Origin of the sequence: Larkinella fluvii (assembly GCF_051857545.1) — a bacterium.
GTDB lineage: Bacteria > Bacteroidota > Bacteroidia > Cytophagales > Spirosomataceae > Larkinella.
On record NZ_JBPZHB010000008.1, the window covers coordinates 97893 to 122370 of the forward strand.

Below are 24478 nucleotides of genomic sequence, written 5' to 3' on the forward strand. Positions count from 1 at the left end.
CGTAGACTATGAAATCAATCGTAATAAAGACTTTTTTCCTGATGTTGATCATCAGCTCGCAGATTGTTTACGGGCAGCGGTCAACATCAGGTAGTTTAAGATGCCCTCCATCATGCCCAGACTGTTACAATAACCCATGTTATGATAGTGAGAAACCAACCCCATCTTCCAATACAAATGGCAATACGAATAGTTACCAAAGTCCTCAAAAATCAACCGGTTTAGGAGCCTTTGAACCAGCGGCAAACGCATTAGAACAACAGGCCAAAATTACAAAATGCCTTGGCAGAGCAGCCTACATGAGAAAGTTGGCGGCCAAATTCCGCCAGGGAAATCAACCCTCTGATGCAGAAATGAATGCCATACCTCCCTGTGATGCCGACTATGGCAATTCGGCGGCTACGGCCGCAGGCCAACAAGTTGTAAGCGAGCAGCAATTAAAACAGCAAGCCCTAAACCAGCAAATTGCGGCAATGAATGCCCTAACCAACGGCGTTGTTGACTTAATCCGGTCGGTTGGTGTTGATCCGGACCGTTTTGCCAGACAAACGAACGACTTGCAGGATAAGATTTCGGCGATCAACAATCCTCGAAAGCAGCATCAGCCTACTGATAACAAGGGAATCATGGGCGATGCCAAACGGAATAACCTCAATATGGATGATTTAGGACCGGGCGAAGAGGACGATAACGGGGGCGCTCCAATCGCTGATGTACGACCACTAAATGGGGCCGTTAATGAGAATCTTGAAAAGATATTGCCCGCCGAACCCGTAAAGCCTGGAACACTCGTGACTCAACCCAACGGCACCATCCGGATTGACTATCCGGATGGAAGTAGCCAATTCATTGGGAGTGATGAGACGCAGGGACCGGTTTCGCCCGGTAAGCAGCCAATGGCTCAACTGCCTTCATCGCCCAATGGGAAAGGCTCTTCGCCAAACGGCGTTCCGTCCTCACCAAATAACAGCCAAAATAACCCTACATCTGCCCCTTCGTCACCCGCAATGGCGAAAGTGCGGTTTAAAGTGACCGGCAAAAAACCCCCTTCCCTGGTGCGAATCTCCTACAACGGGCGACCGGTGGGTGCTGGCGGATCCCTGTGGAACACACAGAAAACGGTCGTTTTTGATGGATCGGATTTGCCGGTAGGAACCGTTAAGCTAAAAGTTTACATCCGGTATTCCGAAAAGTTGCCCAACAACGATCCTGGCACTGGTGGAAAACAGCAAAAAACAACCTTCCCCGACGGCAGTATCCTCATCACAGAACCCGAGGGAAGTCAGCGCATGATAAAACCCGATGGAAGCATCCAGCACCTAGGGAATGCGGGGCCGGGCAACTATGTACCTGTCTGGAAAAATACCGAAGAAGAGTTTTTTGTAACAAAGGTCGTACCACAGGACAAACAAGGAGGAAATCCAAACGAAATTGTAATACCCTAACTCATATGCTATGAAATACATTCTATCGATTTATCTTCTGACAGCTACCTGTTGTTTTACATTCGCTCAAACCGGCAACTCTACCCTGATAGCGGATTTATACCAGCGAGCCAGTCAGTTTTATGAAGAGGATAAACTGACCGAATGTTTGACTTTACTGGAGAAAGCCGAGCAATTAGCTTCAGCTCCCGACGCGAAGATTTTGTATTTAAAAATCAAAACATTGCAGCCACTAGCGGGTCAAAACGGACAGTTTGCTGCGGCTCTTGAGAAATCGTTTTCTCAGTTTTTTGAAGTAGCCAAACAACAAAATTATCCACCCGCAAAAATTCAGGAAATTAGCAACCTTCAACAAACAATAGCCTCCAGCAAAAAAATAGAAAAAACGAGAGCAGAAAATGCCCATCTAGAAGTAGCCACTATCGTCGACCAGACGATGGTATTGATTGAGGGCGGTTCCTATAAAATGGGATCAAAAGGCCATTGGCCCGCTGCAGACGAAAAGCCTTTGCATAAGGTTACTTTAAGCAATTTTTATCTGAGTAAATACGAGGTAACGCAACAACTATGGCAAAAAGTCATGGGCGACAATCCAAGTACAAACAAGGATTGCCCGGAGTGTCCGGTCGAAACAGTCAGTTGGAATCAAGTTCAGGAATTCATCAAAAAGCTCAACGAAATGACTGGCAAAACGTACCGTTTGCCAACTGAAGCAGAATGGGAATACGTGCGAAAAGGCGGGCAAAAAAGTAATGGAACAACGTATGGTGGTAGTAATAATATAGAAGAAACCTCATGGACTAAGCCCAACAGCGGTGGAACCACCCATCCGGTTGGAAAGAAAGCTCCTAATGAATTAGGCATTTACGATATCGTTGGAAATGTAATGGAATGGGTGCAGGATGGCTACGATGCTAATTATTACAAAAATAGCCCCGAACTAAATCCCGTCAACTCAACCGACACGAACGAACGGGTAGTTCGGGGGTTTTCTTATTTTAATAAAGTATATGAAAAAGTAAAACTGGATGATTTTGGAACGGTCATCATTAACACACGAGCAACTCTGGCGCCAACCAAATCGGATGCCACCACCGGTTTTAGATTAGCTCGAAGTGAATAAGAATTGTTTAATTCCTTGTATAGATAGGTGTATTGTTTCGTAAAATGGAAGAAATTTCATGGAATATGAAAGCGATCACCAATGCAAATAGCTGTTCATAAAATGAAATATTTTTGGTTTTTTTTATTCGTATCTACTTACTGCGTTACACAGGCCCAAACTGGAAATCAGGCAATAATTACGGATTTGTACCAGCGAGCCAGTCAGTTTTATGAAGAGGATAAACTGACCGAATGTTTGACTTTACTGGAGAAAGTCCAGCAATTATCATCGACTCCTGATGCGAAAGTCTTGTACTTAAAAATCAAATCATTATACGCATTATCTCAAAAAGAAGAGAAATTTAAACCAGCCCTGTTGCAATCTTTTCCGGTTTTTCTTGAAGTGGCCCAGGCCCAAAAGTATCCCTCTTCAAAAATTCAGGAAGTTCTGGCGATCAGGCAATCCCTGGAAAATAGTCAACAGGCAGAACGAGCGCAAAAAGAGGTCGCGATCCAAAACGTCATCCGACAGATTGAGGAACAAATGGTTTTTATCGAAGCGGGGGACTTCAAAATGGGAATGTCGCAGGCCGACGTAAAAGCTATTTACAAACGAAAACTCGATAATTCGGCTGCGCCCCGGCATAAAGTTTCCATCAGCGGCTTTCATATCGGTAAATACAAAATTACGCAGTCGCAATGGTAGGCCATCATGGGTAGTAATCCCAGTGCTCATCAGGGATGTTCGAACTGTCCGGTAGAAAATGTAAGCTGGAATGAAACCCGGAATTTCATCGAAAAATTGAATCAAGTGACAGGTAAAAAGTATCGACTTCCCACAGAAGCCGAATGGGAATACATCGCCCTGGGAGGCAAAAATGGGAAGGAACGATTCCACACTCTTACAGAGCAAATTTGTTGTGTTAGCAGCAGAAAACCAGGAAAAAAATGGAGAGAGAATGTGGCATCGGGTCCGAATGCAATCACGCTGGATGGCCCACAATATGGAATTCGTACGCAGGAGGTTGGAACAATGAAGCCCAATACGTTAGGGCTTTATGATGTAATTGGTAACGTTTATGAATGGTGCCAGGACACGTTTAGTCTTGATTTCTATGATTCTGGCGCAAATACGAATCCAGTCAATACGACCGAAGGGAATAGCAAAGTTTACCGGGGCATTTCTTACGCTTCCGGATTGTATTTTGAGGCCGATCTGGCAACCAGCGAAAATGTTCTGGCACCACAAAAAGAAACATTCAAGTTATTTATTTTCCCGTATGTACGGTATCATCAACAAGAGAATCAAAAAGACAGGGAAATCGGGTTTCGGATTTGCCGGGATTGATCTGCGCAGACAAACGAACCGGAAGTCTTCACAAAATAAGTGTCCGAATACTCAGTCAGCATCAGCAAGGTATAAAATTGCCCAGACGAGGTCACCCAGACTATAGAGGTTTAAGTTAGCCAGGCATTGACTCAATGCATGAGCTACTACTTAAAAAAAGTACTACAAAAGCTTGTTTTTTTCTCAAAACCGCTTCTATCTTTGCAAGCACTAACTTAGTGCGTTAAGTATCATGACCCGAAACCTCCGCTGGCTGATTGTCTTTCTGCTTTTCATCGCAACCGGTCTGAGTTTTCTGGATCGGCAGGTGCTTTCGATCGCTATTCTGAAGATTCAGGAAGAATTCAAAATCACGGATGTTCAGTACGGCATGATCAATACCAGCTTCCTGATCAGTTATGCCCTGATGTTTACGCTGGGTGGCTGGCTCATCGATCGGATTGGCGGGAAAATGGGATTGGCCCTTTCCGTTGGCCTGTGGTCGATTGCCAATAGCTTGCACGCGGTGATGACCAGTTTCACGCAGTTGCTGACGTTCCGGTTTTTGCTCGGCATGGGCGAAGGCGGCTGTTTTCCCGGCGCGGCCTGGACGGTTTACCGCTGGTTCGACAAGAAAGAGCGCGCGCTGGCCAACGGCATTGCCATTGGCGGTTCGGCCATCGGAGCTGTCGTAGCACCACCACTAACCATTTGGCTATCATCTAATTATGGCTGGCGGGGCGGTTTTCTGATTCCCGGTTTGATCGGGATTGCCTGGGTCGTGATCTGGTTGCTGATCCCCTGGAAGAAAGAAAACCTGATTACCGAGTCGTCGTTTCTGCCTGAAAAAGAGGAAACCGTATCGTTTCTGGAATTGCTCAGAAACCGTCCAACCTGGGTGTTTATCCTGGTACGGTTTCTGCTCGACCCGGTTTTTTACTTCATGATGTTCTGGATTCCAAAATACCTGAGTTCGGTACGGAACGTCTCTTTTGAGCGAATTGGCAGCCTTTTCTGGATTCCGTTTCTGGCCCTGGGCCTTTCCAACATCATCGGCGGCTGGCTTTCGGGGCAACTCATTGCCCGTGGCTACTCCGTAAATAAGGCCCGAAAAACCGTCATGGGCATTGCGGCCGGACTAACCCTGTTGACACCAGCCATCGAATGGGTGTCGTCGGTGGAAGTGGCCATTGCGCTGATGGCGCTGTTCATGTTCGCCCACGGTTTCTGGATCACCAACTACATCACGTCGATTTCCGATATGTTTGGCCAGAAAGCGACCTCGACGGTGGTGGGTTTGTCGGGAACGGCGGGGGCGGTTTCGGGTCTGCTGCTTAATCCGTTGATGGGGGTTGTCATTCAGCAGTACTCCTACCGCCCGCTCTGGATTGCATCGGGATTGCTGTATCCCTTGGCATTCGTGCTGTTTATCTGGCTGATTCCCAGAATTAAACCGTTGTTCGGAGACGCTAACCCGGCTCCCGTTGTTCCGGAAGGCATTCAGGCAGATTGACGAATACAATAGCATGTCCGGTGGTTTTATAAACACCAGCCCACGGACGGTTCGCCGTTGCGATTTAACCGTGGGAAACGAATGGCGATGGGGCGATTCAATAACCGTTTTAACGGTTTTGCCCAATCGTCAGCAACCATCCAAAAACCGTTAAAACGGTTTGACGAATACCCATTTGATACCATTTGAACCCACGGTTAAAACCGCGGGCTAGATTTGTCAAAATCAACTTAGTGCGTTAACTAAATAGAAAGAAGATACAACTTAGCAACTATGGAAAACGAATCGCTCAATCACGTGGCTTCCGTACAGACGGGTTTTGAAAAACGAAAAAAAACGCGTCCGCGGATTGGGGTCTTTGGCGTGGGCTATTTCAAATACTGGGGTCAGTTTGACGGCTTGCTGGACGATTTAATGAAAAAACAGGCGGTTTTCATCGAACGCATCGAAGCCCTCGAAAGCGTGGAGATTGTCGATTTTGGACTGGTCGATGACGTGACAAAAGCCTACGAGATCGTCCCGAAACTCCAGGCCGCCAACCTCGATCTGATTTTCTGCGACATGCTGACCTACGCCACTTCCAGCACGTTCGGCGTCATTATCAAAAGCATCGACACCCCGATTGTGCTGGTAGCCCTGCAACCCGATAAAGCGATGGATTACAGCCGGGCTTCCACTTACCTGCAACTCTACAACGACGACATCTGTGCGCTGCCGGAGTTTGCCGGTGTAGCCGTTCGGATGGGCAAAAAAGTGCCGCAAATGGTGATCGGTACGCTGTATGACGATCCGGCTGCGGAAGCTGAAATCGAAGAATATTGCCGGATTGCCGCCGTTTTGCACGATCTCAAAACCGCTAAAATCGGGCACATCGGCCACCCCATCGAGGCCATGCTCGACATGCATTCCGACTCGACGATGCTGACGGCGCACTTCGGCGCCCACATTGTGCAGTGTGAAGCCCACGAAATCGTTACGCAGTATCAGCAGGCGACAGAAGAGGAGATTGAAGTCGTTCAGGATCGGATTCTGGCTTTTTTCGACACGCCCGACCCGGTTTCGGACCCCATTTCTGAAAAACTGCGGGATTCGGACCTGCGCATTGCCGCTCAGGTGACGGTGGCTCTCGAAAAATTTGTCAAGGCGAAAAAACTGGACGGACTGGCCTATTACTACGACGGCCCCGATGGCAGCGACACGCGGGTGGTGATGTCGAACCTGATTGTTGGGAATTCACTGCTCCAGGGTGCGGGTTTCCCGATGTGTGGCGAGTCGGACCTGAAAACCTGCATCGCCATGCTGATCATGGAACGGCTGGGCATCGGCGGCAGTTTCGCGGAGTTTCACCCGGTCGATTTCAAGGAAGATTTTGTGCTGGTGGGCCACGACGGCCCGCACAACATCGCCATCGCCGACGGCCAGCCCATTCTGCGGAGCCTGAAAAAATACCACGGCAAACCCGGTTTTGGCGCGGGTGTCGAGTTCAAAATCAAACAGGGGCCGATTACGATGCTGAGCATCAACTCGACGTACGAGGGAAAAATGAAGTTCATCATTGCCGAAGGCGAATCGCTCGCCGGACCCATTCCGCCAACGGGAAACACCAATACGCGCGGTTTTTTCAAACCGGACGTCCGGACTTTCCTGAAACGCTGGATCAAAGAAGGTCCCACGCACCATTTTGCGCTGGGCGTCGGCCACCACGCCGAAACGATCCGGAAAATTGCCGAGTACCTCAAAATCGAATCCGTCATTATCAATTGATAACATCCGGTAAATCAGAGTACTAAACCCTCTTCCTATGAATCCTAATCTCTTCCATCGTCTGCGACTGCTGCTGGTCAGTGTGTTCGCTATTGTGGTCGCCAGTACCGTTGCCCTGGCTCAGTCGGGTGGCAAAGTATCCATTGGTGGCAAAATAACCGCCGAAGAAGATGGCCAGCCATTGATTGGTGCCACCGTGACGGAAAAAGGCACGACCAACGGAACGACATCGGACACCGAAGGCACTTTCAAACTGTCGGTATCGCCCAATGCCACGGTTGTCGTTAGTTTTATTGGCTATACGCCCCAGGAAATAGCGGTCAAAAACCGGTCGTCCATCAACATCACGCTGAAAACCGATCAGCAGCAATTGCAGGATGTGGTGGTGGTGGGCTACGGAACCCAGCGGAAAAAGGATCTGACGGGTTCCATCGTCAATCTGTCCAGCAAGGACCTTGTCCCGGTGCCATCGGCCACGAGCGTCGATCAGATGATGCAGGGGAAAGTCGCGGGGGTGCAGATCACGCAAACCTCGGGTGCACCGGGCGGGAACGTCAACGTCGTCATCCGGGGCATCAGCTCGATTACCGGCGGAAATTCACCCCTGTACGTGGTCGACGGCTATGCCATCGGAACGGGTGGTGGTGGCTCCGATCTGAGCAGTTTCAGCTCCAGTTCCTATTCAGCCAGCAACATTGCCAGCAGCAGCGGAACCAACCGGATCAACCCGCTCAGCACGATCAACCCGTCCGACATCGAATCCATTCAGGTCTTGAAAGATGCCTCGGCCACCGCCATTTACGGTTCCCGGGGAGCCAACGGGGTGGTGATCATTACGACCAAACGCGGCAAGCAGGGCAAAACCACGATTAACTTCGAACACTCGACCGGTATTCAGCAACTGGCCAAAAAACTGGACCTGCTGACGCCCCGCGAGTATGCTCAATACGTGGCCGAAGGACGCGACAACGCCTGGGTGTTTGCCGGCGGAAAAGCCACGGACCCCAACAACCTCCGCAGTACGGCCACGCAGGTAAAACCGGGTTTCCGGACGCCGGACCAGTTTGCCAACTCCGGGTATGGCACTGATTGGCAAGACATTATTTTCCAACAGGGTCTGGTGCAGAATTATCAGTTGGCCGCCAGCGGTACCAGCAAAGACGTTAGTTACTACGTCTCCGGCGGGTATTTCGACCAGAAAGGCATCATCATCGGCTCTGATTTCAAGAAGTTTACCCTCCGTACCAACATCGACGCCCAACTGACTCCGCGTCTGAAACTGGGGGCTTCGTTTTCGGGGGCACACTCGTACGGCGATTTTGCCCGCGCCGAGGGCCACCTGCAACACCGGGGCCTGATTTCGGCGGCTCTGGCCAGCGATCCGACCATTCCGGTTTACGATGCGAACGGCAACTACTATTCCGAATTTTCCGACCCGACGGGCATCCCGGTCGAACACCCGCTGATCATTGCGGCTGAGTTCACCGATAAACGGAACAATACCAACGTATTCACCAACAATTACCTGCAATACGAAATTGCGAACGGCCTGATTTTCAAGACATCGATTGGGGTTAATTATTCCAACAACATCACCCGCCTGTGGAAATCGTCGAAAGTAGGGCTGGCCACCAGCCGGACGGGCGCGGCAACGGCCGGGGTAACGGAAGGCAAAAGCCTGAACTGGCTCAACGAGAATACGCTGAATTACCGGCACCGGTTTGGTGAAAAACACGACCTCGACGCGCTGGTGGGCTATACCATTCAGAAAAATACCGATGAGATTTTGCAGGCCGGAGCGTCTGATTTTCCGACCGACGACGTGCCGTTTCTGGCCGCCGGAGCGGTTACATCTGGAACAAATTACTTGAGTGAATGGTCGATGATGTCGTGGCTGGCCCGCGTCAATTATACGCTGGCTGGCAAATACATGTTTACGGCTACGATCCGGCAGGACGGCAGCTCGCGGTTTGGGCGCGAAAACCGCTGGGGCACCTTCCCCTCCTTTTCGGCGGCTTACCGCCTGTCCGATGAGTCGTTCATGAAACCGGTCAGCTTCATCAGCGATCTGAAAATCCGGGCGAGCTACGGTATTTCCGGGAACAACCTGATTCCGAATTATGCCAGCCAGGGCCTATTGGGCATCTCGCGGAACGTTTCCAATGGGCAGGTCATTTCGGGCGTGGTGCCTAGCAGTCTGGCCAATACCGTTTTGACCTGGGAACAATCGGTGCAAACCAACATCGGTCTTGATCTCTCGTTGTTCCAGAACCGCCTGTCGTTTATTGTGGATGCCTACCGAACCCACAAAAAAGACCTTCTGCTGAATGTAATTCTGCCCGCAGCCTCCGGTTTCAGCAGTTCCCTCCAGAACATCGGCGAAGTGGAGAACAAAGGAATTGAGCTGACCATCAATTCGGAAAACATCCGCAAAGGCGCTTTCCAGTGGAGTACGGACTTTAACATTAGCTGGAACCGCAACAAGGTGCTGGCGCTCAACTCCGAAACCGCCCGGATTCAAACGTCTGATTATCAGGTGGCGCAGGTGGGTTATCCCATCTCCAGCTTCCGCCTGCTCAACATTCTGGGCATATTCCAGACGCAGGAAGAAGTGAACGCCAGTCCGAAACAACACCCCCGGGTGCAGCCCGGCGATTACCGGTATCAGGACACCGACGGCAACGGAACCATCACCCAGAATGACCGGACCATCGTGGGCAATCCCTGGCCGGATTTCACCTGGGGCATGGGCAACCGCTTCACCTACAAAGGCTTGACCCTGAACATTAGCGTGAACGGTTCGCAAGGAAACGAGATTTATTTTCAGGGGGGCGAAGTGTCGCTGAACGGGGCCGGGGTGCAGAATCAACTGGGCATCATGGCCGATCGCTGGAAATCTCCGACGGATCCCGGAGCAGGAACGATGTCGCGCGCCATTCGGAACGACTACGCCTTCGGATTCAGTGCCGGTACGACCAAGTATCTGTTCGACGGCTCGTTTGTCCGCATCCGGAACGTCAATCTGGCCTACGCGCTTCCTCAAACGGTGGTGAGCAAGCTGAAGTTGCAGGCACTCTCGGTTTACGTCGACGCGACGAACCTCTACACCTTTACCAAGTACCCCGGTTATGACCCCGAAGGAAGCACGACGGGCGACAACATTGCCCGCAGCGGGATCGACTTTTTTGCGTATCCCAACCCCCGGACGTACACGATCGGTTTGCGGGTGACTTTCTAATCCTGTTTCCAGATACTGCCATGAAAAAGAACCTATTAGTCTTCCTGCTCCTGCTCGTTACGGCTACTTCCTGCAAGGATTTTCTGGCCCTAACACCTGAATACCAGATCAGTGACCAAACATTTTACAAAAATCAAAACGATTTCGAGACGGCCCTGACGGGCGTTTACAGCACCTTTCGCGGTTTGTTCAACACCAGCAATGTGGTGTATCTGGCGGACCTGACGACGGACAACACCGAGATCCAGTGGTCGTCGCCCTCGGTCAACGAGATGCAACTCGACCAGAATGCCGTGGTGTCGACCAACACGAACATTCAGGCGGCCTGGAACACGTGTTTATACACGATCTCCCGCAGCAATGCGATCATCAACCGCATCGACGGTGTGAACTTCGACCAAACCACCAAAGACCGCATCAAGGGGGAAGCCAAATTTCTGCGTGCCTACAGCTATTTTTACCTCGTCCGGCTGTTCGGCAATGTGCCGCTCATCAGCCAGGAGTTCAGCAGCCCGGCGGAAGTCGCAGCCGCCGATCTGGCCCTGAAACCGGCCGCGCAGGTCTATGAAGTCATTCTGGCGGATTTGACAAGCGCCGAAACGCTGTTGCCGGCTACACTCAATTCCGACCGGACGAAGGCATCGCGCCCGACGGTAAAAGCCTTGCTGGGAAAAGTCTACCTGACGCTGAAAAACTACGACCTGGCCGCAACCAAACTGAAAGAAGTGATCGACGCCAAAACCTATTCGCTGGTGCCCGATTACCGGACGCTGTTTACCAACGGCAACAACAACCTGGCGGAGTCGATTTTCGAAATTGAATACGTCGCGGGGCGCAGCATGGGCAACAACTATTCGGCCTTGTTTACCCCGGCCATTACCAGCATGGCGATTTTTCCGGGCAACCTCCAGGGCTCCGGGCGCATTGTGCCGACGCTGGATTTGCTGAGAGCCTACGAAACTGGTGATGCCCGCAAGGCCATCTCGGTCAACGACTCGGTTTTGCTGATCAATGGCCGGAAATCCTACAGCCGTTATGGTCTGAAATTCGTGGACTTCAAAGCCATCGATCTATCCGACGGAACGATTACGTTCACCCAACTCCGGTATGCCGATGTGCTGCTGATGTATGCGGAAGTATTGAACGAACAGGGTAAAACCGCCGAGGCTCTGCCCTTTATCAACCAGGTGCGGACGCGGGTCAAGTTGCCGGACTTGACCGGTCTGACGCAGGCCGGACTACGAACCGCCATCGAGAAAGAACGCCGGGTCGAGTTTTTGTTTGAAGGCCAGCGCTGGTTCGATCTGGTGCGGACGGGACGGGCGCAAACCGTGCTGAACGCCCATTACGCCAGCCTGAATCTGTCCTTTAAAGTGGACGATTTCGAGTTGATTTTCCCGATTCCGCAGAACGAAGTCGACCTGAACCCGACGCTGATCAAGCAAAATCCGGGGTATTGATGCTAACTATTACACAGAGTTAATCAGAGAGGATCAGAGTTTATCAAAGTTTTTCTCTGTTTAACTCTGATCCTCTCTGATTAACTCTGTGTAACAACTCATTCAAAAAATGCGCCTATTCATTTCACTAACCCTCCTCCTTTTCGGCTTCATTCCCACGGAAACCCCGAATCTGGACAATTCGACCTTGCGCGGAAAACCGTTCAACAACATCACGCTGGAAGCCTCGCTCAAGCCATTCAAGAAAAACGACAAGGCGTATATTCAGCAGGTGGCAACGGAACTCTTCACCCAGTGGCAGTCGCTCCTGCGGCATACCGACACGGTTTCGGTGATGCTCTGGACGTCGGACGGATCGGAGATTCTGGATTACAAAGGCGACCTGAAACAGCCGCTGGAGTGGGCGCGGTACATCGGCAATCCCAACACGCAGCACGAAGTCGGGTCGGGGCCGAAAGAATTGTCGCTTCACGAACGGGCCTACCTGTACATGGAAAACCCGCCCGCGTTTACGTACGGCGATTTGAAATTCATCATCCAGACCCTGAAAGAAACCGGGCAAAAAATAACCGGCAAACCCGTGATGATTGGGGCCACGTTCGACCCCGGACCGGAATTTGCCAAGTCGGAGTTCAAGTACAAAAAACACCCGGAAATTCTGGGCGGCAACGCCATGGGCCACAAAACGATGGTCAGTTGCTACTCGACGCTGAATGCCGATACGGATTCGTACGCCGGTTTTCCGAAAGGCATTCCGGCCAATACGCCCTTTGGTACGTTTCTGGGTCGTCAGAGTCAACACTTTCTGACCGATCTGGGTTACGATTACATCTGGCTCAGCAACGGTTTTGGCTTTGGCGTCGAAGGCTGGTCATCGACCGGTGCGACGTTTACGGGTAAGGCATTTTTACCGGAAAAACTCGCGAATACGAAAGAACTGATTGCCGGTTTCTGGAACCTGTTTCGGAAAGAATGCCCGAACTTCCAGATTCAGACGCGCGGCACGAACCTCTCCACCGGCGCGGATCTGGCGCGCGATGGCGTCGATCTGAAGCAGATTTATGGTGGAAAATACAACATGCTGCCGCCACCCAATTCGCCCTGGGCGGCTCTGGATGGCGACTTTGGGCTGGAAATGGTCGGTTACATGTCGCGGATGGCCGAACTGCCCGACGAGCGGTATCTTTTCCGGTATTACACCCACGATCCGTGGTGGGTCAACAGCCCCTGGCTCGATCGCTACGGACAGGAACCGCACGACATTTACCTGCCGCTTTCGGTCGCCCGCATCAACGCGAAAGGCGAAATCCGGCTGCCGACACACCTGAATTTTCTGACCGCCGACAACTCTTATGGCGAGATGCCCGCGCAGGTGCCCGACGAGGTGACGCCCCACATTCTGAAAGCCCGCTACGATTCGCCGACGGCTCCGGGGCCACTGGTGTGGGTTTATCCGTTCGAGGAGTACCACACCTGGGCCTACAAACAGCCGGATCGCCTGCCGGAAATCTACTACGGCGACTGGCTCATTCGGCAGGCCATTAACAACGGTTTTCCGCTTAATACGATCATTTCGACCACTTCTTTCCAGAAAGTCGTCACCGAAAAACCGGCCTATTTCAACGAGTCGGTTCTGGTGTCCATTGTGCCGGAAGCCGGTTCGTCGCTCGAAAAAAAGCTAATCGATTTTGTGCAGAACGGCGGCAAACTCCTCGTCTACGGCCCTGCCGACCATGCCGGAGCCGCCTTTCTGAATCTGCTGAACCTTCAGAATACGAAGGCACTTGAAGGCGAATTTCAGGTCAACTCAAGCATCACGCTGGATCAACTGACCAAACCGTACCCCAACAAGATCGTGCATCAGGCGCTGTTTTCGGGGGGCGGGGTCGCTACGCAGGTAAAAAACAAAACCGATGCCGGGACCAAAGTGCTTGCAAAAATGACCCAGACCGGGAGCGAACGCGACGTGGTTTGGGTGCGGCAAAATCAGGCGTGGAAAGGCGGAAAAGTGACCTACGTGCGCGGTACCAATTCGAGCAAGTTTACGGGCGGAAAACTCCTGACGCCCGACAATCCCGAGGAACTGTTCACGGGGCCGTTGCTCATGCGGTATGTGCTGAAAGAGTTCGGTGTCGATTACCGGGTCGACAAGCGAAATCCCTCCGTAAAAAACCCGGTATTGACCATTTCGCGCAGCAGCAACGGCTTTATGTTCTCCGGCTATTGCCCGAACACGACCATAACCCACCGGTTTAAGCTGCCACAGGGCGCGCCCATCCTGACGGGTTACGAAACCGAACTGGCCAATGGCCATTCCGTATATGCGATGCCCAAAGCCTGGCACCGCGAAAGCCGCTTTTTTGTCGAGCAGGCCGAGGGCATGGTTTCGTGTCAGGAGATGACGTCGGGCGTAAAACACATGAAACGCTGCGTGCGGTTGACGGGCCTGAAAAACGCCACGGTGCGAATTTACCCGGACGACGAGGTAACCGACCAAGGTCTGAACGTCTACACGAATGCCAGTTATCCCTGGAAAAAAGGAAAAACCGCCTTCAAATCCGGCGATAAAAAGTACGGAAAGCACTACGTCGTTGAAAACGTAAGTGGTGATTTAGTCGCATTCTGGTGACAATTCCTAAACCCTTAACTGATTCTTACTGATGAAATTCACCTCCTGCCTGCTGGGGATTGGGCTTTTCGTTTCACTGGTTTCCTGCAACAAAACCGCATCCGAAACCGAAGCGATCAGTTATTCGACCTTAAAAGAAGGCTTCAAAAATCCGCCCATTCAGGCCAGGCCCAAAGTGTATTGGTGGTGGCTGAACGGTTACGTCGATACCCTGCGGTTGAAGGAAGAACTGCTCGCCATCAAAAACGCCGGATTGGGGGGCGTCGATCTGTTCGAAATCGGACTGCCTCCCGCCAGCGACCCCAACCAGATCATTCCCGCCGGGCCAGCTTTCATGAGCGAAGAGTCGGTTAAAAACATCCAACTGGCGATTCGGGAAGCGGGCAAACTGAACCTGGAAGTCGGGCTTAATCTCGCCAGTAGCTGGAACGCCGGGGGCAGTTGGGTTCAGCCCCAACACGCGGCAAAAACCATTTACTTCTCCAAAACGACGGTGAAAGGCGCGAGCGAGCAGGCGGTTAAATTGCCCTTTCCAACCATTACACCCGATAAAAAAGGAAACCCAAGACCCATCCCATACGGTGCCGATGGCAAACCGGCTTACCACGAGGAAGTGGCCGTGATTGCCCTGCCCGCCGGTCAGACATCCCAGCTGGATACCACGAAAGTCATCAACGTGACGGCCTATTTTGATGCCAAAACCGAACAGCTCAACTGGAAGGCTCCGGCGGGTGCGTGGGATGTTTACCGGTATGTCTGCTCCAATTCCGGCGAGCAGTTGATCCGCCCCACGCCCAATTCGGTCGGCCCGATCATCGACCATTTCGACTCCACGGCGACGCGGATGCACGTGATGTATTTCATCGACCGGCTGAAACCCGGGATCGGCGACTTCAGTAAATCGGCGTTAAAAAACTTGTATTTAGCCAGTTACGAAGCCAAGGAGTTTACCTGGACGCCCACCTTACCGGCCGCTTTCCGCAACCTTCACGGCTACGATCTCTATAAATTTCTGCCCGCGATCTACAACAAGGAATGGTATCAGCCAGAAGTGGCCAACAATTTTCAGTTCGATTTTAACAAAACACTGTCCGAACTGATGATTAACAACCACTACCGGAAAGCCAAGGAAATCTGCAACAGCCACGGCTTGCAAATCATTTCGGAGTCGGGCGGACCGGGCCATTTACACCATATTCCGGTCGAATCGCTGAAAGCACTCGGGGCGCTGGATGTACCGCGTGGGGAATACTGGTACAACCGCGAGTTTTTCATGGAAAACGACAAGGATAGTCTGGTGGACAAAATCTGGCTCGTGAAAGAGATCGCAGCCGCTTCGCATATTTACAAACGTGGAATTGTTGAAGAAGAGTCGTTTACGAGTTACTGGGACTGGCAGGAAGGTCCGTCGGATCTGAAAGTGATTGCCGACCGCGCCTTCTGCGAGGGCATGAACCGGCTGGTGATTCACGGTTTTCCGCACAATCCGGCGGAAATGGGCCATCCCGGCATCGCCTATTTTGCCGGTACGCACTACAACGACCGAACAACGTACTGGCCGAAAGTCAAACCGTTCAACGACTACCTGAGCCGGATTTCGTACATCCTGCAAAAAACCGCTTTCGTGGCCGATGTGCTGCATTATTACGGCGACAACGTCCCAAACCTGATTCCGCCCAAAAACACCTGGTTTTCGGTTGGGCCGGGCTACGATTACGAAGTCGTGAATACGGAAGTTCTGATGCGGGATTTGACTGTCGAAAATGGCGAGTGGGTGCTGCCGGGCGTCGGTCGCTACAAGGTGTTGAGCATCGGAACGGAAGGACGAATTCCGTCGGACGTTCGGGCGAAACTGACAAAGCTGGCGGAACAGGGCGGTCGTTTGGTGGACCAGAAACCGGCTTTACCCGCCTTGACCGAGCTGAAAATCCTGCCGGATTTCAGCTATGCTGACCAGAAAGCCGACCAGCGCGAAACCCCGCTGGATCACATTCACTACCGAAATGGCGAGGTAGATTTTTACCTGATCCGCAACACCACGAATCAGTGGGTTTCCCGCAACTGTTTTTTCCGTCAGGCGGATAAAACGCCCGAAATCTGGGACCCGCTCTCCGGCGAAACCGCTCCGGTGTCGGTGTATAAGCAGGCGGATGGGCGCATTCAATTGCCGGTTTCGCTGCCGCCGTACGGAACGTATTTTGTCGTCTTTTCCAAAGAACCCGTACTGGCTCACTACAACGAAGTGACGGGTTCCGAGCCTAATCCACCGCATCTGGCCTTTACGCCCAACGGCCTCGCATTTTTGCAGGCGGGGGCTTTCGAGGTAAAAAAAGAGTCCGGTTTTGAGCAAATTGACAACAACCAACCCGCCGTAACACTCACAGGCCCGTGGCAACTCCGTTTTCCCAAAGGCTGGGGAGCGCCCGAATCCGCAACCTTCCCGAAACTCATTTCCTGGACCGAATCCGATCAGAAAGGCATCCGGTATTTTTCGGGGACCGGCACCTACCAAACGATTTTTTCGTACAAACCGATTTCCAATATCGCTCAGAATCAGCGGATTTACCTCGATCTGGGACGGTTATCGAAAGTTGGTGAAGTTTGGCTGAACGACAAACCGCTGGGCATTGTCTGGACGCCCCCCTACCGCTTCGATATTACGGAGGTGGTCAAAACCGGTGAAAACAAGTTAAAAGTCGAAGTGGTCAACACCTGGTCGAACCGGCTGACGGGCGACGCGCTCACCGGCGAAAAGTTCACCAAAACCAACATTACCAAAGCCAACAAAAATCTGGTTCCGTGGGGCGAATTGCCGCTGATTGAGTCGGGTTTGCTGGGGCCGGTGACGATTCAGACGGTTAAAACCATTCGTTGATTGCCAGGGCGGTCGCTACCCGGTCAGCGGTCGAAGACCCTGACAGCGGTAGCGACCGCCCTGACAGCGGCATCTCAAAGGTCTGGTAGAAACAACTCATCGCATGAAAACAGTATTGCTCTCTGTTGCCCTAACGTTTGTAACTATCTGTGCAAATGGGCAAACCGCCACGAGTCAATCCATTCGCGACGGCTTCAGAAACCCGCCCCCGCAAGCCCGGCCCAAAACCTACTGGTGGTGGCTGAACGGCAACGTCGATACGACCCGGTTAAAGGAAGAACTGAGGGCCATGAAAACCGCCGGGATCGGTGGGGTGGATATCTTTGAAATTGGCGTTCCGGCCTACAACAACCCCAACAATATGGTGAAGGCTGGCCCGGCTTTTATGGGGACGGAATCGCTGAAAGCCATCGAAATCGCCATTCGGGAAGCCACCCGGTTAAAGCTGGAAGTGGGCCTGAACCTGGCCAGTAGCTGGAACGCGGGCGGTAGCTGGACGTCAGCCCAACACGCGGCCAAGTCGATTTATGTTTCGAAGCTGATGGTGGAGGGTTCCGCGCAAAAACCAATCAAACTTCCCTTCCCGATCATCGCCAAAACCGATGCCAAAGGCAAACCGCTGCTCATCGAATTTGGTGCGGATGGCAAACCGGTTTTTCACCAGGAAATCGCCGTGGTCGCCCTGCCGGTTCGAGACCAAACCGGCTTTCTGGATACGACCCAAATCATCTCGCTCTCCCGGTATTTCGACGCTAAAAGTGAGACCTTGAACTGGCCGGTTCCGCCCGGAAAATGGGAAATTCACCGCTACGTTTGTTCCAATTCGGGCGAACCGTTAAAACTGCCCAGTCCCAACTCCACCGGACCGATTATCGACCATTTTGATTCGACGGCCACCCGCGCCCATTTCCAGTATTTTATCGACCGACTGAAACCGCTCTTCGGGGATTTTTCAAAAACCGCCTTGAAGACGTTATATCTGGCGAGTTATGAAGCCACCGGTTTTGTCTGGACGCCCTCCTTACCGAATAAATTCTTTCAATTAAACGGGTATTCGATCGACAAATTTCTGCCGGTATTGTTCGACAAGACGCTGTTCAGTCCAGAACGAACTGCCCATTTTCAGCAGGATTATAACCGGACGTTATCCGAGCTGATGATCCAGAATCACTACCGGAAAGCCAAAGAAATTGCGAATCAGTATGGCCTGCAAATCGCGTCGGAAGCGGGTGGTCCAGGGCCACCGTTGCACAACGTTCCGGTCGAAACGCTGAAGGCCCTGGGGTCGCTGGATGTGCCGCGCGGGGAGTTCTGGAGCCGGTATCACTACTACGACGCCGACAGTGTGGACATCATGTGGCTGGTGAAGGAAGTGGCGGCAGCGGCTCATATTTATAAACGCCGGATGGTGGAAGAAGAATCGTTTACGAGTTTTCACCACTGGCAGGAAGGACCGTTCGACCTGAAATCCATCGCCGACCGCGCTTTTTGCGAAGGCATGAATCGCGTTGTTATTCACGGCTTTAGCCACAATCCGGAAGGTACTGGTTTTCCGGGCATCGTCTACGGAGCCGGCACGCACTTCAACACCAAACAGACGTGGTGGTCGAAAGTAAAACCGTTCACGGATTACCTCGGCCGGATTTCGCACGTATTGCAAAACACGGATTTCGTGGCCGATGTGGTGTATTATTACGGCGATAAAGTCCCGAATTTTGTGCCGCCCAAAAACACCCGGTTTTCGGTTGGAGCGGGCTACGATTATGAGATTATCAACACCGACATTTTGCTCAACGATCTGACCGTAAAAAACGGAAAACTGGCGTTATCGAATGGCGCAACGTTCAGCGTGCTGGCGTTGGGTGATGTGGAAAATCTATCGCCAAAAATCCGGGCCAAACTCCGGGAGCTGGCGAAAAAAGGCGCGGTGATCAGTGGAAAGGATTTTTCCGGTGAAACCGCTTTATCTTTGCTTAAAAAACGTACCATTGGGCCGGATTTCAGTGCTACGAATCTGCCCTTATCTGCTTTGGATTTTGTTCATTACCGCCATCAGACTACGGATTATTACCTGGTTCGAAACACCACCGATCAGCCCCTTTCGGCCAACGTTTCGTTTCGACAAACGGGTAAAACACCGGAAATCTGGAACCCGGTTACGGGCGAAATGGTGCCGGTATCCATCTTTAATCAGGAGAAACAACAGCTCCGGTTACCATTAACTTTACCGGCGTATGGCTCCTTTTTTATCGTATTCAATCCGTCCGTTTCCAAACCGCCCTATACCGGTTTTGCATCAGCCAATCCACTGCCGCTGTTTGAATACACACCCAACGGTTTGCGGTTTTTGCAACCGGGGACGGTCGAACTGACAGATGCTAAAGCCGCCATGAAGCGGATGGACACTGACATCAGAGCGCAGGACCTAACGGGTTCCTGGCTGCTTAAGTTTGCAAAGAATTGGGGAGCGCCGGAGTCGGTTACGTTGCCGAAACTCATCTCCTGGACGGAATCCGACCAACCCGGCATCCGGTATTTTTCGGGCATTGGCACCTACGAGAAAACCTTTCAATTTTCCTCGGATTTTGATTCGTCACAAAACGAGCGGGTCTTTTTAAATCTCGGAAAATTGTCGGAACTAGCGGATGTTTGGCTGAACGGTCAGCACCTCGGCATCAGTTGGGCCGAACCGCACCGTTTTGACATCACGAACTTGGTGAAAACCGGTGAGAATACGCTGAAAATTGAAATAGCCAACACCTGGTCGAACCGGCTGACGGGCGACGCCATCACCGGCGAAAAATTTACCAACACCAACATTGCCATTGGGTACAAAGGGACGCCCTGGAAACAGGTTCCACTCATCGAATCCGGTTTATTGGGGCCGGTTACCATTCAAACGATCAAAACACAAGCCGTAAAATGAGCCGAGTGACCCATTTACTTTTCGCTTTCGTCGTGAGTTTTACCTTTATGGCGAAAGCTCAAAAACCGGCCGCAGCCGATCCGGAAACCTATTTAGCGGATTTGCAGAAGGAATTGGTCATCGAGTGGCCCAAAAACCGGACGATCAATCTGGTCTTTCACGGCCACTCGGTTCCCGCCGGGTATTGGCACAACCACGAGGTCCACACGCTGGAATCGTATCCGAATCTGGTGCTGGCGAAACTGAAGGAACGCTATCCCTATGCGGTCATCAATGTGATTGTGACGGCGATCGGCGGAGAGAATTCGTTGAAGGGTCAGGAACGGTTTGAACGGGATGTGCTGGTACATAAACCGGATATTCTGTTCATCGACTACGCCCTGAACGACCGGGGAGCCGGATTGGAAAAAGCCAAAGAAGCCTGGGAGAAAATGATTCAGTCGGCGCTTTCCAAAAATATAAAAATCATTTTACTGACACCTTCACCCGATCAGCGGGTCGATATTCTGGCCGCCGGAAATCCGCTGGAACAGCACACCAATCAGATTATAAAACTGGCTGAAACGCACCACATCGGCCTGGTCGATTCGTATGCCCAATTCAAAAAAGTGGCTGCGAAGGGGGATTTAGTCAAGTACATGTCGCACGTGAATCACCCCAACCTGGAAGGGCATCAACTGATTGTCAACGAATTGGTCAAGTGGTTTATGAAGTGATCGGTTTGGCGGGTCGGTAGTCGTGTTCGGGGCTGGCAATGACGGCGAATTTGTATTTATCACCGTGATAATACGAGCGTTCAATTTCAACCACTTTCTCGCCCGTACAGATGACCGCACTGTCGAGCACAAAAGCCGGTGTGGGTTTACTAATCTCGAAATTGTTGGTATTGGGCTGCATGATCGTTACGCCCAGCGTTTGCTGCACCTCGTTGATTTTCAGATGGTAGCTATTTTCGTAGACTTTGAAATACGAAATTTCCGTCGGCATTTTATTGATCTTCGGACACAAGGTAAGGGATATGTATTTCACTTCATCCTTGATCAATAAATCATCGGCATAGCGGAGTTGGTGCAGTTTTAAAACCGGGCCGTCGATGATAAAATGTCGCCCGTTTATTTCGGAGGAAATTCCATCATCCAGAATGGTTTTTTCTAAAACGATGTTTTTAGGCGTAAAACCTTCGGCAATTAAACTGTCGTGAAAACCACGCCGGGTCGCATAAATGGAACCCAGCGTACGGATTAAATGATGATCGTCGGTGCGGTTTAATACGTACGTTCCCTTGCCCTTTATCCGCTTTGCCCAGCCTTTTGATTCGATTTCGAGCAGGGCTTTCCGCGCCGTTGTATTACTGATGTTAAAAAATTTAATCAGCTCATTTTCGGAAGGAATCTGGTCACCCGGCTGCAACTCGCCGGTTTTAATTTTCTCGATAATGCTATCGCTGATTGCAATGAATTTTGATTTCATTTCTGCTGCTAACTATAAAAACCATTCACTGCCCGATTGCCGAGAAGTTGACTCCGCCCTGAAAAGTATTGTTTCACAACCGAAAGTACGGTAGTCTTGCCCAAAGTGCAAAATGTCTGGTTATCTATTCAGGAATGCGGAGCGGCATGACGAAATAAACGCCCTGAATAGAATCGCCGTGGACTTCCGGTTGCGCGGCAAATCCCAAAGCGAGCTTTACCTGATGATTGGCGTTTTTTTCGTAAAGGCTGTAGGACGAGACCTGGTAACAACCCAATGCCCGTGCTTTTTGGATGGCTGCCCGCTGCAAGGCCGTTCCAATTCCCTGATTACGGCTTTCTTCCCGAACGGCAAACGCGTGGATCTTGGCTTCTGTCAACAATTCACCTTTCAAATACAGGGGCGGGCAGTTGGCTTCCGGCCCGATCGGCTGAACCGCAATCCGCAGAAATCCGACAACGGTATTGGCTTGCAATGCAACGAACAGATAGCAGGGATGAGCACGGGAATAATCGCCGACGACAAATTCCCGCTGATCCGGTGCAGTTTGTTCCAGACAATTCAGAAATTCCGAATACCGGGGGTGGTCTTCGGTCCATTCTTCGATGAAAAAGACGGATTTCAGCATGGCAATTTCACAAAAGAGCTATAAAAAAACGCCAGTCTTCCAGGGAAGACGGCGCTTGTCAATTCGATCTAAATTGGATTATGCCGATACGACCTGCTGTTTCAGATCATCGAACGAAATTTCAAAATGCGAAGCGTCGTAAATACATTCGCCATTCTGAATCAACAGAACCTGAGGAGATTGATGATCGACTCCGAACTCTTCGGCCACCTGTCCCGACACGGAACGGAATGCAATCAGGTCCAAATAATACGGTTTAATGCCGGCCGAATTGCTCCAGTTGCGTTCCATTCGGCTTAAAGCCGTCGAACTGATGGAGCAGCGGGTGCTGTGCTTGAAAATCAATACCGGCTGTTCAGCCGACTCTTGCTTGATTTGGGCTAATTGGGCGTTGTCTTGCAGTTTGTTCCAGTTCATGATGCTTGTTCACACGTAACTACGTGCTTATAAGCCCGATTGCGCTGGAAAAGTTTCTTTCGGAATCAGTGAATCTTTAATTTTTCCATCATTTCATTCGACACTTCGTCTGCGTAGGCCCCATAAGCGCTGACCAACGTTCCTTTCATGCCATCGGTCGACTCGATCGCGTACAGAATCGAACTGTCGTCCGGGTTGCTCATGCCTTCGAAACGGAACACGTCCACAATGTGAAACTGCTCGGGCCGGAGCTGGACGTTTGGCGTGTGGCAAATCAGGCAGTCGTCGGCAATATTAAAGTCGTGCGTGTAGCCTTTTTTAGTGAGGTCGTCGAGGGCTTCAACGAGGGTATCGTACGATTGCATAGGCTGATGAGTTAAAATTTACCGATTGAGTTTGTAGTTTTACAGATCGAACCAACGAACATCCGCTTGCTTTCTGCACTGTATACGACGTCCATCCGACTTTACCAGGCTGCGCTTCAGGTTGCGGCCCGGTTTCACCCCAAAGCCCGGCTGGCGGTGGAGGGGCGACGTGGATGGATGGAACAAATAAACACAAAATTGGCTGATAATACAGCACCGATTGCCTGGTTTCATGCGGCTTCGCTGGGTGAATTTGAGCAGGGGCGTCCGGTGATGGAGGCTTTTCGGCAACAGTATCCCGGGTATAAAATCCTGCTGACGTTCTTCTCGCCGTCGGGCTATGAGGTTCGGAAAAACTATGCGGGGGCTGATTATATCGTTTATCTTCCCTTCGATACGGCCGCCAACGCCCGGCAGTTTGTCGGGCGCATCAACCCGGCGATTGCGTTTTTTATCAAGTATGAATTCTGGTATCATTACCTGCGGGAGCTGAAAGCCCGGCAGATTCCGATTTTTTCGTTTTCGGCGATTTTCCGGCCCGACCAGATCTTTTTCAAACCCTACGGCGGTTTTTATCGCTCCTTTTTGCGGTTTTTCAACCACATTCTGGTGCAAAATCAGGAATCGGTCGATTTGCTAAAGCGCATCGGCGTGACCAACGTGACGCTGGCGGGCGACACGCGATTCGACCGGGTGAAGCAGGTGGCCGATGCCAAAAAGGACATTCCAGTGGCTCGGCTGTTCAAAGCCGATACGCCCCTGCTGGTAGTGGGCAGCGCGTGGCAGGCCGATATGGATGTGCTGATTCCGTTTTTGAACCGCTTCGAAAAACCGCTGAAAGTCATCATTGCGCCCCACGAAATTCACGACGACGAAATTGAACGCTGGCGCAGCCAACTCCCCGGCCAGACCATCCGGTTTTCCGAAGCGCAATTTCTTAACCATCAAACCATTGAACCATTTAGCACTTTAATCATCGACAACGTCGGTATGCTTTCGTCGCTTTACCAGTACGGCGACTTTGCCTACATCGGGGGGGCGTTTGGGAAGGGGTTGCACAACATTTTGGAAGCTGCGACCTTCCGGATGCCGCTGTTTTTCGGGCCGAACTACGGAAAATTTCAGGAAGCCGTGGATCTGGTGAAGGCGGGGGCGGCTTTTCCGGTTTCCAACTCCGCAGAACTGGAGACGGTTTTTACGCGGCTGTATGAGGATTCTTCAGCGGCTTCCGCTATTTCCGGTGATTACGTTACTCTGAATACCGGTGCTACGTCTAAAGTGATGGAGATTGTAGCAAAGGTTGTTACACAGGGTTAA

15 protein-coding genes and 1 pseudogene are annotated in these 24478 nt (G+C 51.5%); 12 read left to right on the top strand and 4 right to left on the bottom strand.

Annotation, left to right across the window (positions count from 1 at the left end):
* The first annotated feature begins 8 nt into the window (after positions 1-8).
* The 11 genes and pseudogenes from ACS5NO_RS21615 (at position 9) to ACS5NO_RS21665 (ending at position 20997) form a co-directional block, all read left to right on the top strand.
* Complete coding sequence (locus ACS5NO_RS21615) at positions 9-1445, top strand: hypothetical protein (RefSeq protein WP_439417065.1); 1437 nt, start codon at positions 9-11, stop codon at positions 1443-1445.
* Between the two features lie 10 nt (positions 1446-1455).
* On the top strand, positions 1456-2568 hold the full coding sequence (locus ACS5NO_RS21620) for a formylglycine-generating enzyme family protein (RefSeq protein WP_439417066.1): 1113 nt from the start codon (positions 1456-1458) through the stop codon (positions 2566-2568).
* Between the two features lie 102 nt (positions 2569-2670).
* Positions 2671-3897, top strand: a pseudogene (locus ACS5NO_RS21625) (formylglycine-generating enzyme family protein).
* 232 nt (positions 3898-4129) lie between these two features.
* Positions 4130-5389, top strand: coding sequence for an MFS transporter (locus ACS5NO_RS21630; protein ID WP_439417067.1), 1260 nt, complete (start codon positions 4130-4132; stop codon positions 5387-5389).
* A gap of 273 nt (positions 5390-5662) precedes the next feature.
* Positions 5663-7153 carry an L-fucose/L-arabinose isomerase family protein gene (locus ACS5NO_RS21635; RefSeq protein ID WP_439417068.1) on the top strand — a complete coding sequence of 497 codons (1491 nt, stop codon included), beginning with the start codon at positions 5663-5665 and terminating at the stop codon, positions 7151-7153.
* 37 nt (positions 7154-7190) lie between these two features.
* A complete protein-coding gene (locus ACS5NO_RS21640) occupies positions 7191-10391 on the top strand; it encodes a SusC/RagA family TonB-linked outer membrane protein (protein ID WP_439417069.1) in 3201 nt (1066 codons plus the stop codon).
* 20 nt (positions 10392-10411) lie between these two features.
* Positions 10412-11851, top strand: a complete 1440-nt coding sequence (locus ACS5NO_RS21645; protein WP_439417070.1) for a RagB/SusD family nutrient uptake outer membrane protein — start codon at positions 10412-10414, stop codon at positions 11849-11851.
* 109 nt (positions 11852-11960) lie between these two features.
* The gene (locus ACS5NO_RS21650) at positions 11961-14480 is read left to right on the top strand and encodes a hypothetical protein (RefSeq protein ID WP_439417071.1); all 2520 of its coding nucleotides are present in this window, start codon (positions 11961-11963) and stop codon (positions 14478-14480) included.
* A 31-nt stretch (positions 14481-14511) separates the two neighbouring features.
* Positions 14512-17355 carry a glycosyl hydrolase gene (locus tag ACS5NO_RS21655; RefSeq protein ID WP_439417072.1) on the top strand — a complete coding sequence of 948 codons (2844 nt, stop codon included), beginning with the start codon at positions 14512-14514 and terminating at the stop codon, positions 17353-17355.
* Positions 17356-17458: 103 nt separating this feature from the next.
* Complete coding sequence (locus tag ACS5NO_RS21660; protein ID WP_439417073.1) at positions 17459-20281, top strand: glycosyl hydrolase; 2823 nt, start codon at positions 17459-17461, stop codon at positions 20279-20281.
* Between the two features lie 47 nt (positions 20282-20328).
* On the top strand, positions 20329-20997 hold the full coding sequence (locus ACS5NO_RS21665) for an SGNH/GDSL hydrolase family protein (protein WP_439417074.1): 669 nt from the start codon (positions 20329-20331) through the stop codon (positions 20995-20997).
* Here the strand turns inward: ACS5NO_RS21665 and ACS5NO_RS21670 are convergent.
* The 4 genes from ACS5NO_RS21670 to ACS5NO_RS21685 form a co-directional block, all read right to left on the bottom strand.
* Positions 20987-21751 (bottom strand): GntR family transcriptional regulator, encoded by a 765-nt coding sequence (locus ACS5NO_RS21670; protein ID WP_150880696.1) that lies wholly within the window; start codon positions 21749-21751, stop codon positions 20987-20989. The genes ACS5NO_RS21665 and ACS5NO_RS21670 overlap by 11 nt on opposite strands.
* Positions 21752-21875: 124 nt before the next feature.
* Positions 21876-22379, bottom strand: coding sequence for a GNAT family N-acetyltransferase (locus ACS5NO_RS21675; protein WP_439417075.1), 504 nt, complete (start codon positions 22377-22379; stop codon positions 21876-21878).
* Positions 22380-22457: 78 nt separating this feature from the next.
* Entirely contained in the window at positions 22458-22796 is a 339-nt protein-coding gene (gene ytxJ / locus ACS5NO_RS21680; RefSeq protein ID WP_150880697.1) for a bacillithiol system redox-active protein YtxJ, read from the bottom strand.
* 65 nt (positions 22797-22861) lie between these two features.
* On the bottom strand, positions 22862-23161 hold the full coding sequence (locus tag ACS5NO_RS21685; RefSeq protein ID WP_114407330.1) for a phosphoribosylpyrophosphate synthetase: 300 nt from the start codon (positions 23159-23161) through the stop codon (positions 22862-22864).
* Between the two features lie 66 nt (positions 23162-23227).
* Between ACS5NO_RS21685 and ACS5NO_RS21690 the strand changes: the two genes are divergently transcribed.
* Positions 23228-24478, top strand: coding sequence for a 3-deoxy-D-manno-octulosonic acid transferase (locus tag ACS5NO_RS21690; RefSeq protein WP_439417076.1), 1251 nt, complete (start codon positions 23228-23230; stop codon positions 24476-24478).

Excerpts from the sequence above, each read along its gene's own strand:
- ACS5NO_RS21665 (WP_439417074.1), top strand. The coding sequence starts at position 20,329 with ATGGCGAAAGCTCAAAAACCGGCCGCAGCCGATCCGGAAACCTATTTA.
- ACS5NO_RS21655 (WP_439417072.1), top strand. The coding sequence starts at position 14,512 with ATGAAATTCACCTCCTGCCTGCTGGGGATTGGGCTTTTCGTTTCACTG.
- ACS5NO_RS21675 (WP_439417075.1), bottom strand. The coding sequence starts at position 22,379 with ATGCTGAAATCCGTCTTTTTCATCGAAGAATGGACCGAAGACCACCCC.
- ACS5NO_RS21620 (WP_439417066.1), top strand. The coding sequence starts at position 1,456 with ATGAAATACATTCTATCGATTTATCTTCTGACAGCTACCTGTTGTTTT.
- ACS5NO_RS21685 (WP_114407330.1), bottom strand. The coding sequence starts at position 23,161 with ATGCAATCGTACGATACCCTCGTTGAAGCCCTCGACGACCTCACTAAA.
- ACS5NO_RS21660 (WP_439417073.1), top strand. The coding sequence starts at position 17,459 with ATGAAAACAGTATTGCTCTCTGTTGCCCTAACGTTTGTAACTATCTGT.
- ACS5NO_RS21645 (WP_439417070.1), top strand. The coding sequence starts at position 10,412 with ATGAAAAAGAACCTATTAGTCTTCCTGCTCCTGCTCGTTACGGCTACT.
- ACS5NO_RS21615 (WP_439417065.1), top strand. The coding sequence starts at position 9 with ATGAAATCAATCGTAATAAAGACTTTTTTCCTGATGTTGATCATCAGC.
- ACS5NO_RS21635 (WP_439417068.1), top strand. The coding sequence starts at position 5,663 with ATGGAAAACGAATCGCTCAATCACGTGGCTTCCGTACAGACGGGTTTT.
- ACS5NO_RS21630 (WP_439417067.1), top strand. The coding sequence starts at position 4,130 with ATGACCCGAAACCTCCGCTGGCTGATTGTCTTTCTGCTTTTCATCGCA.
- ACS5NO_RS21650 (WP_439417071.1), top strand. The coding sequence starts at position 11,961 with ATGCGCCTATTCATTTCACTAACCCTCCTCCTTTTCGGCTTCATTCCC.
- ACS5NO_RS21640 (WP_439417069.1), top strand. The coding sequence starts at position 7,191 with ATGAATCCTAATCTCTTCCATCGTCTGCGACTGCTGCTGGTCAGTGTG.
- ytxJ (WP_150880697.1), bottom strand. The coding sequence starts at position 22,796 with ATGAACTGGAACAAACTGCAAGACAACGCCCAATTAGCCCAAATCAAG.
- ACS5NO_RS21670 (WP_150880696.1), bottom strand. The coding sequence starts at position 21,751 with ATGAAATCAAAATTCATTGCAATCAGCGATAGCATTATCGAGAAAATT.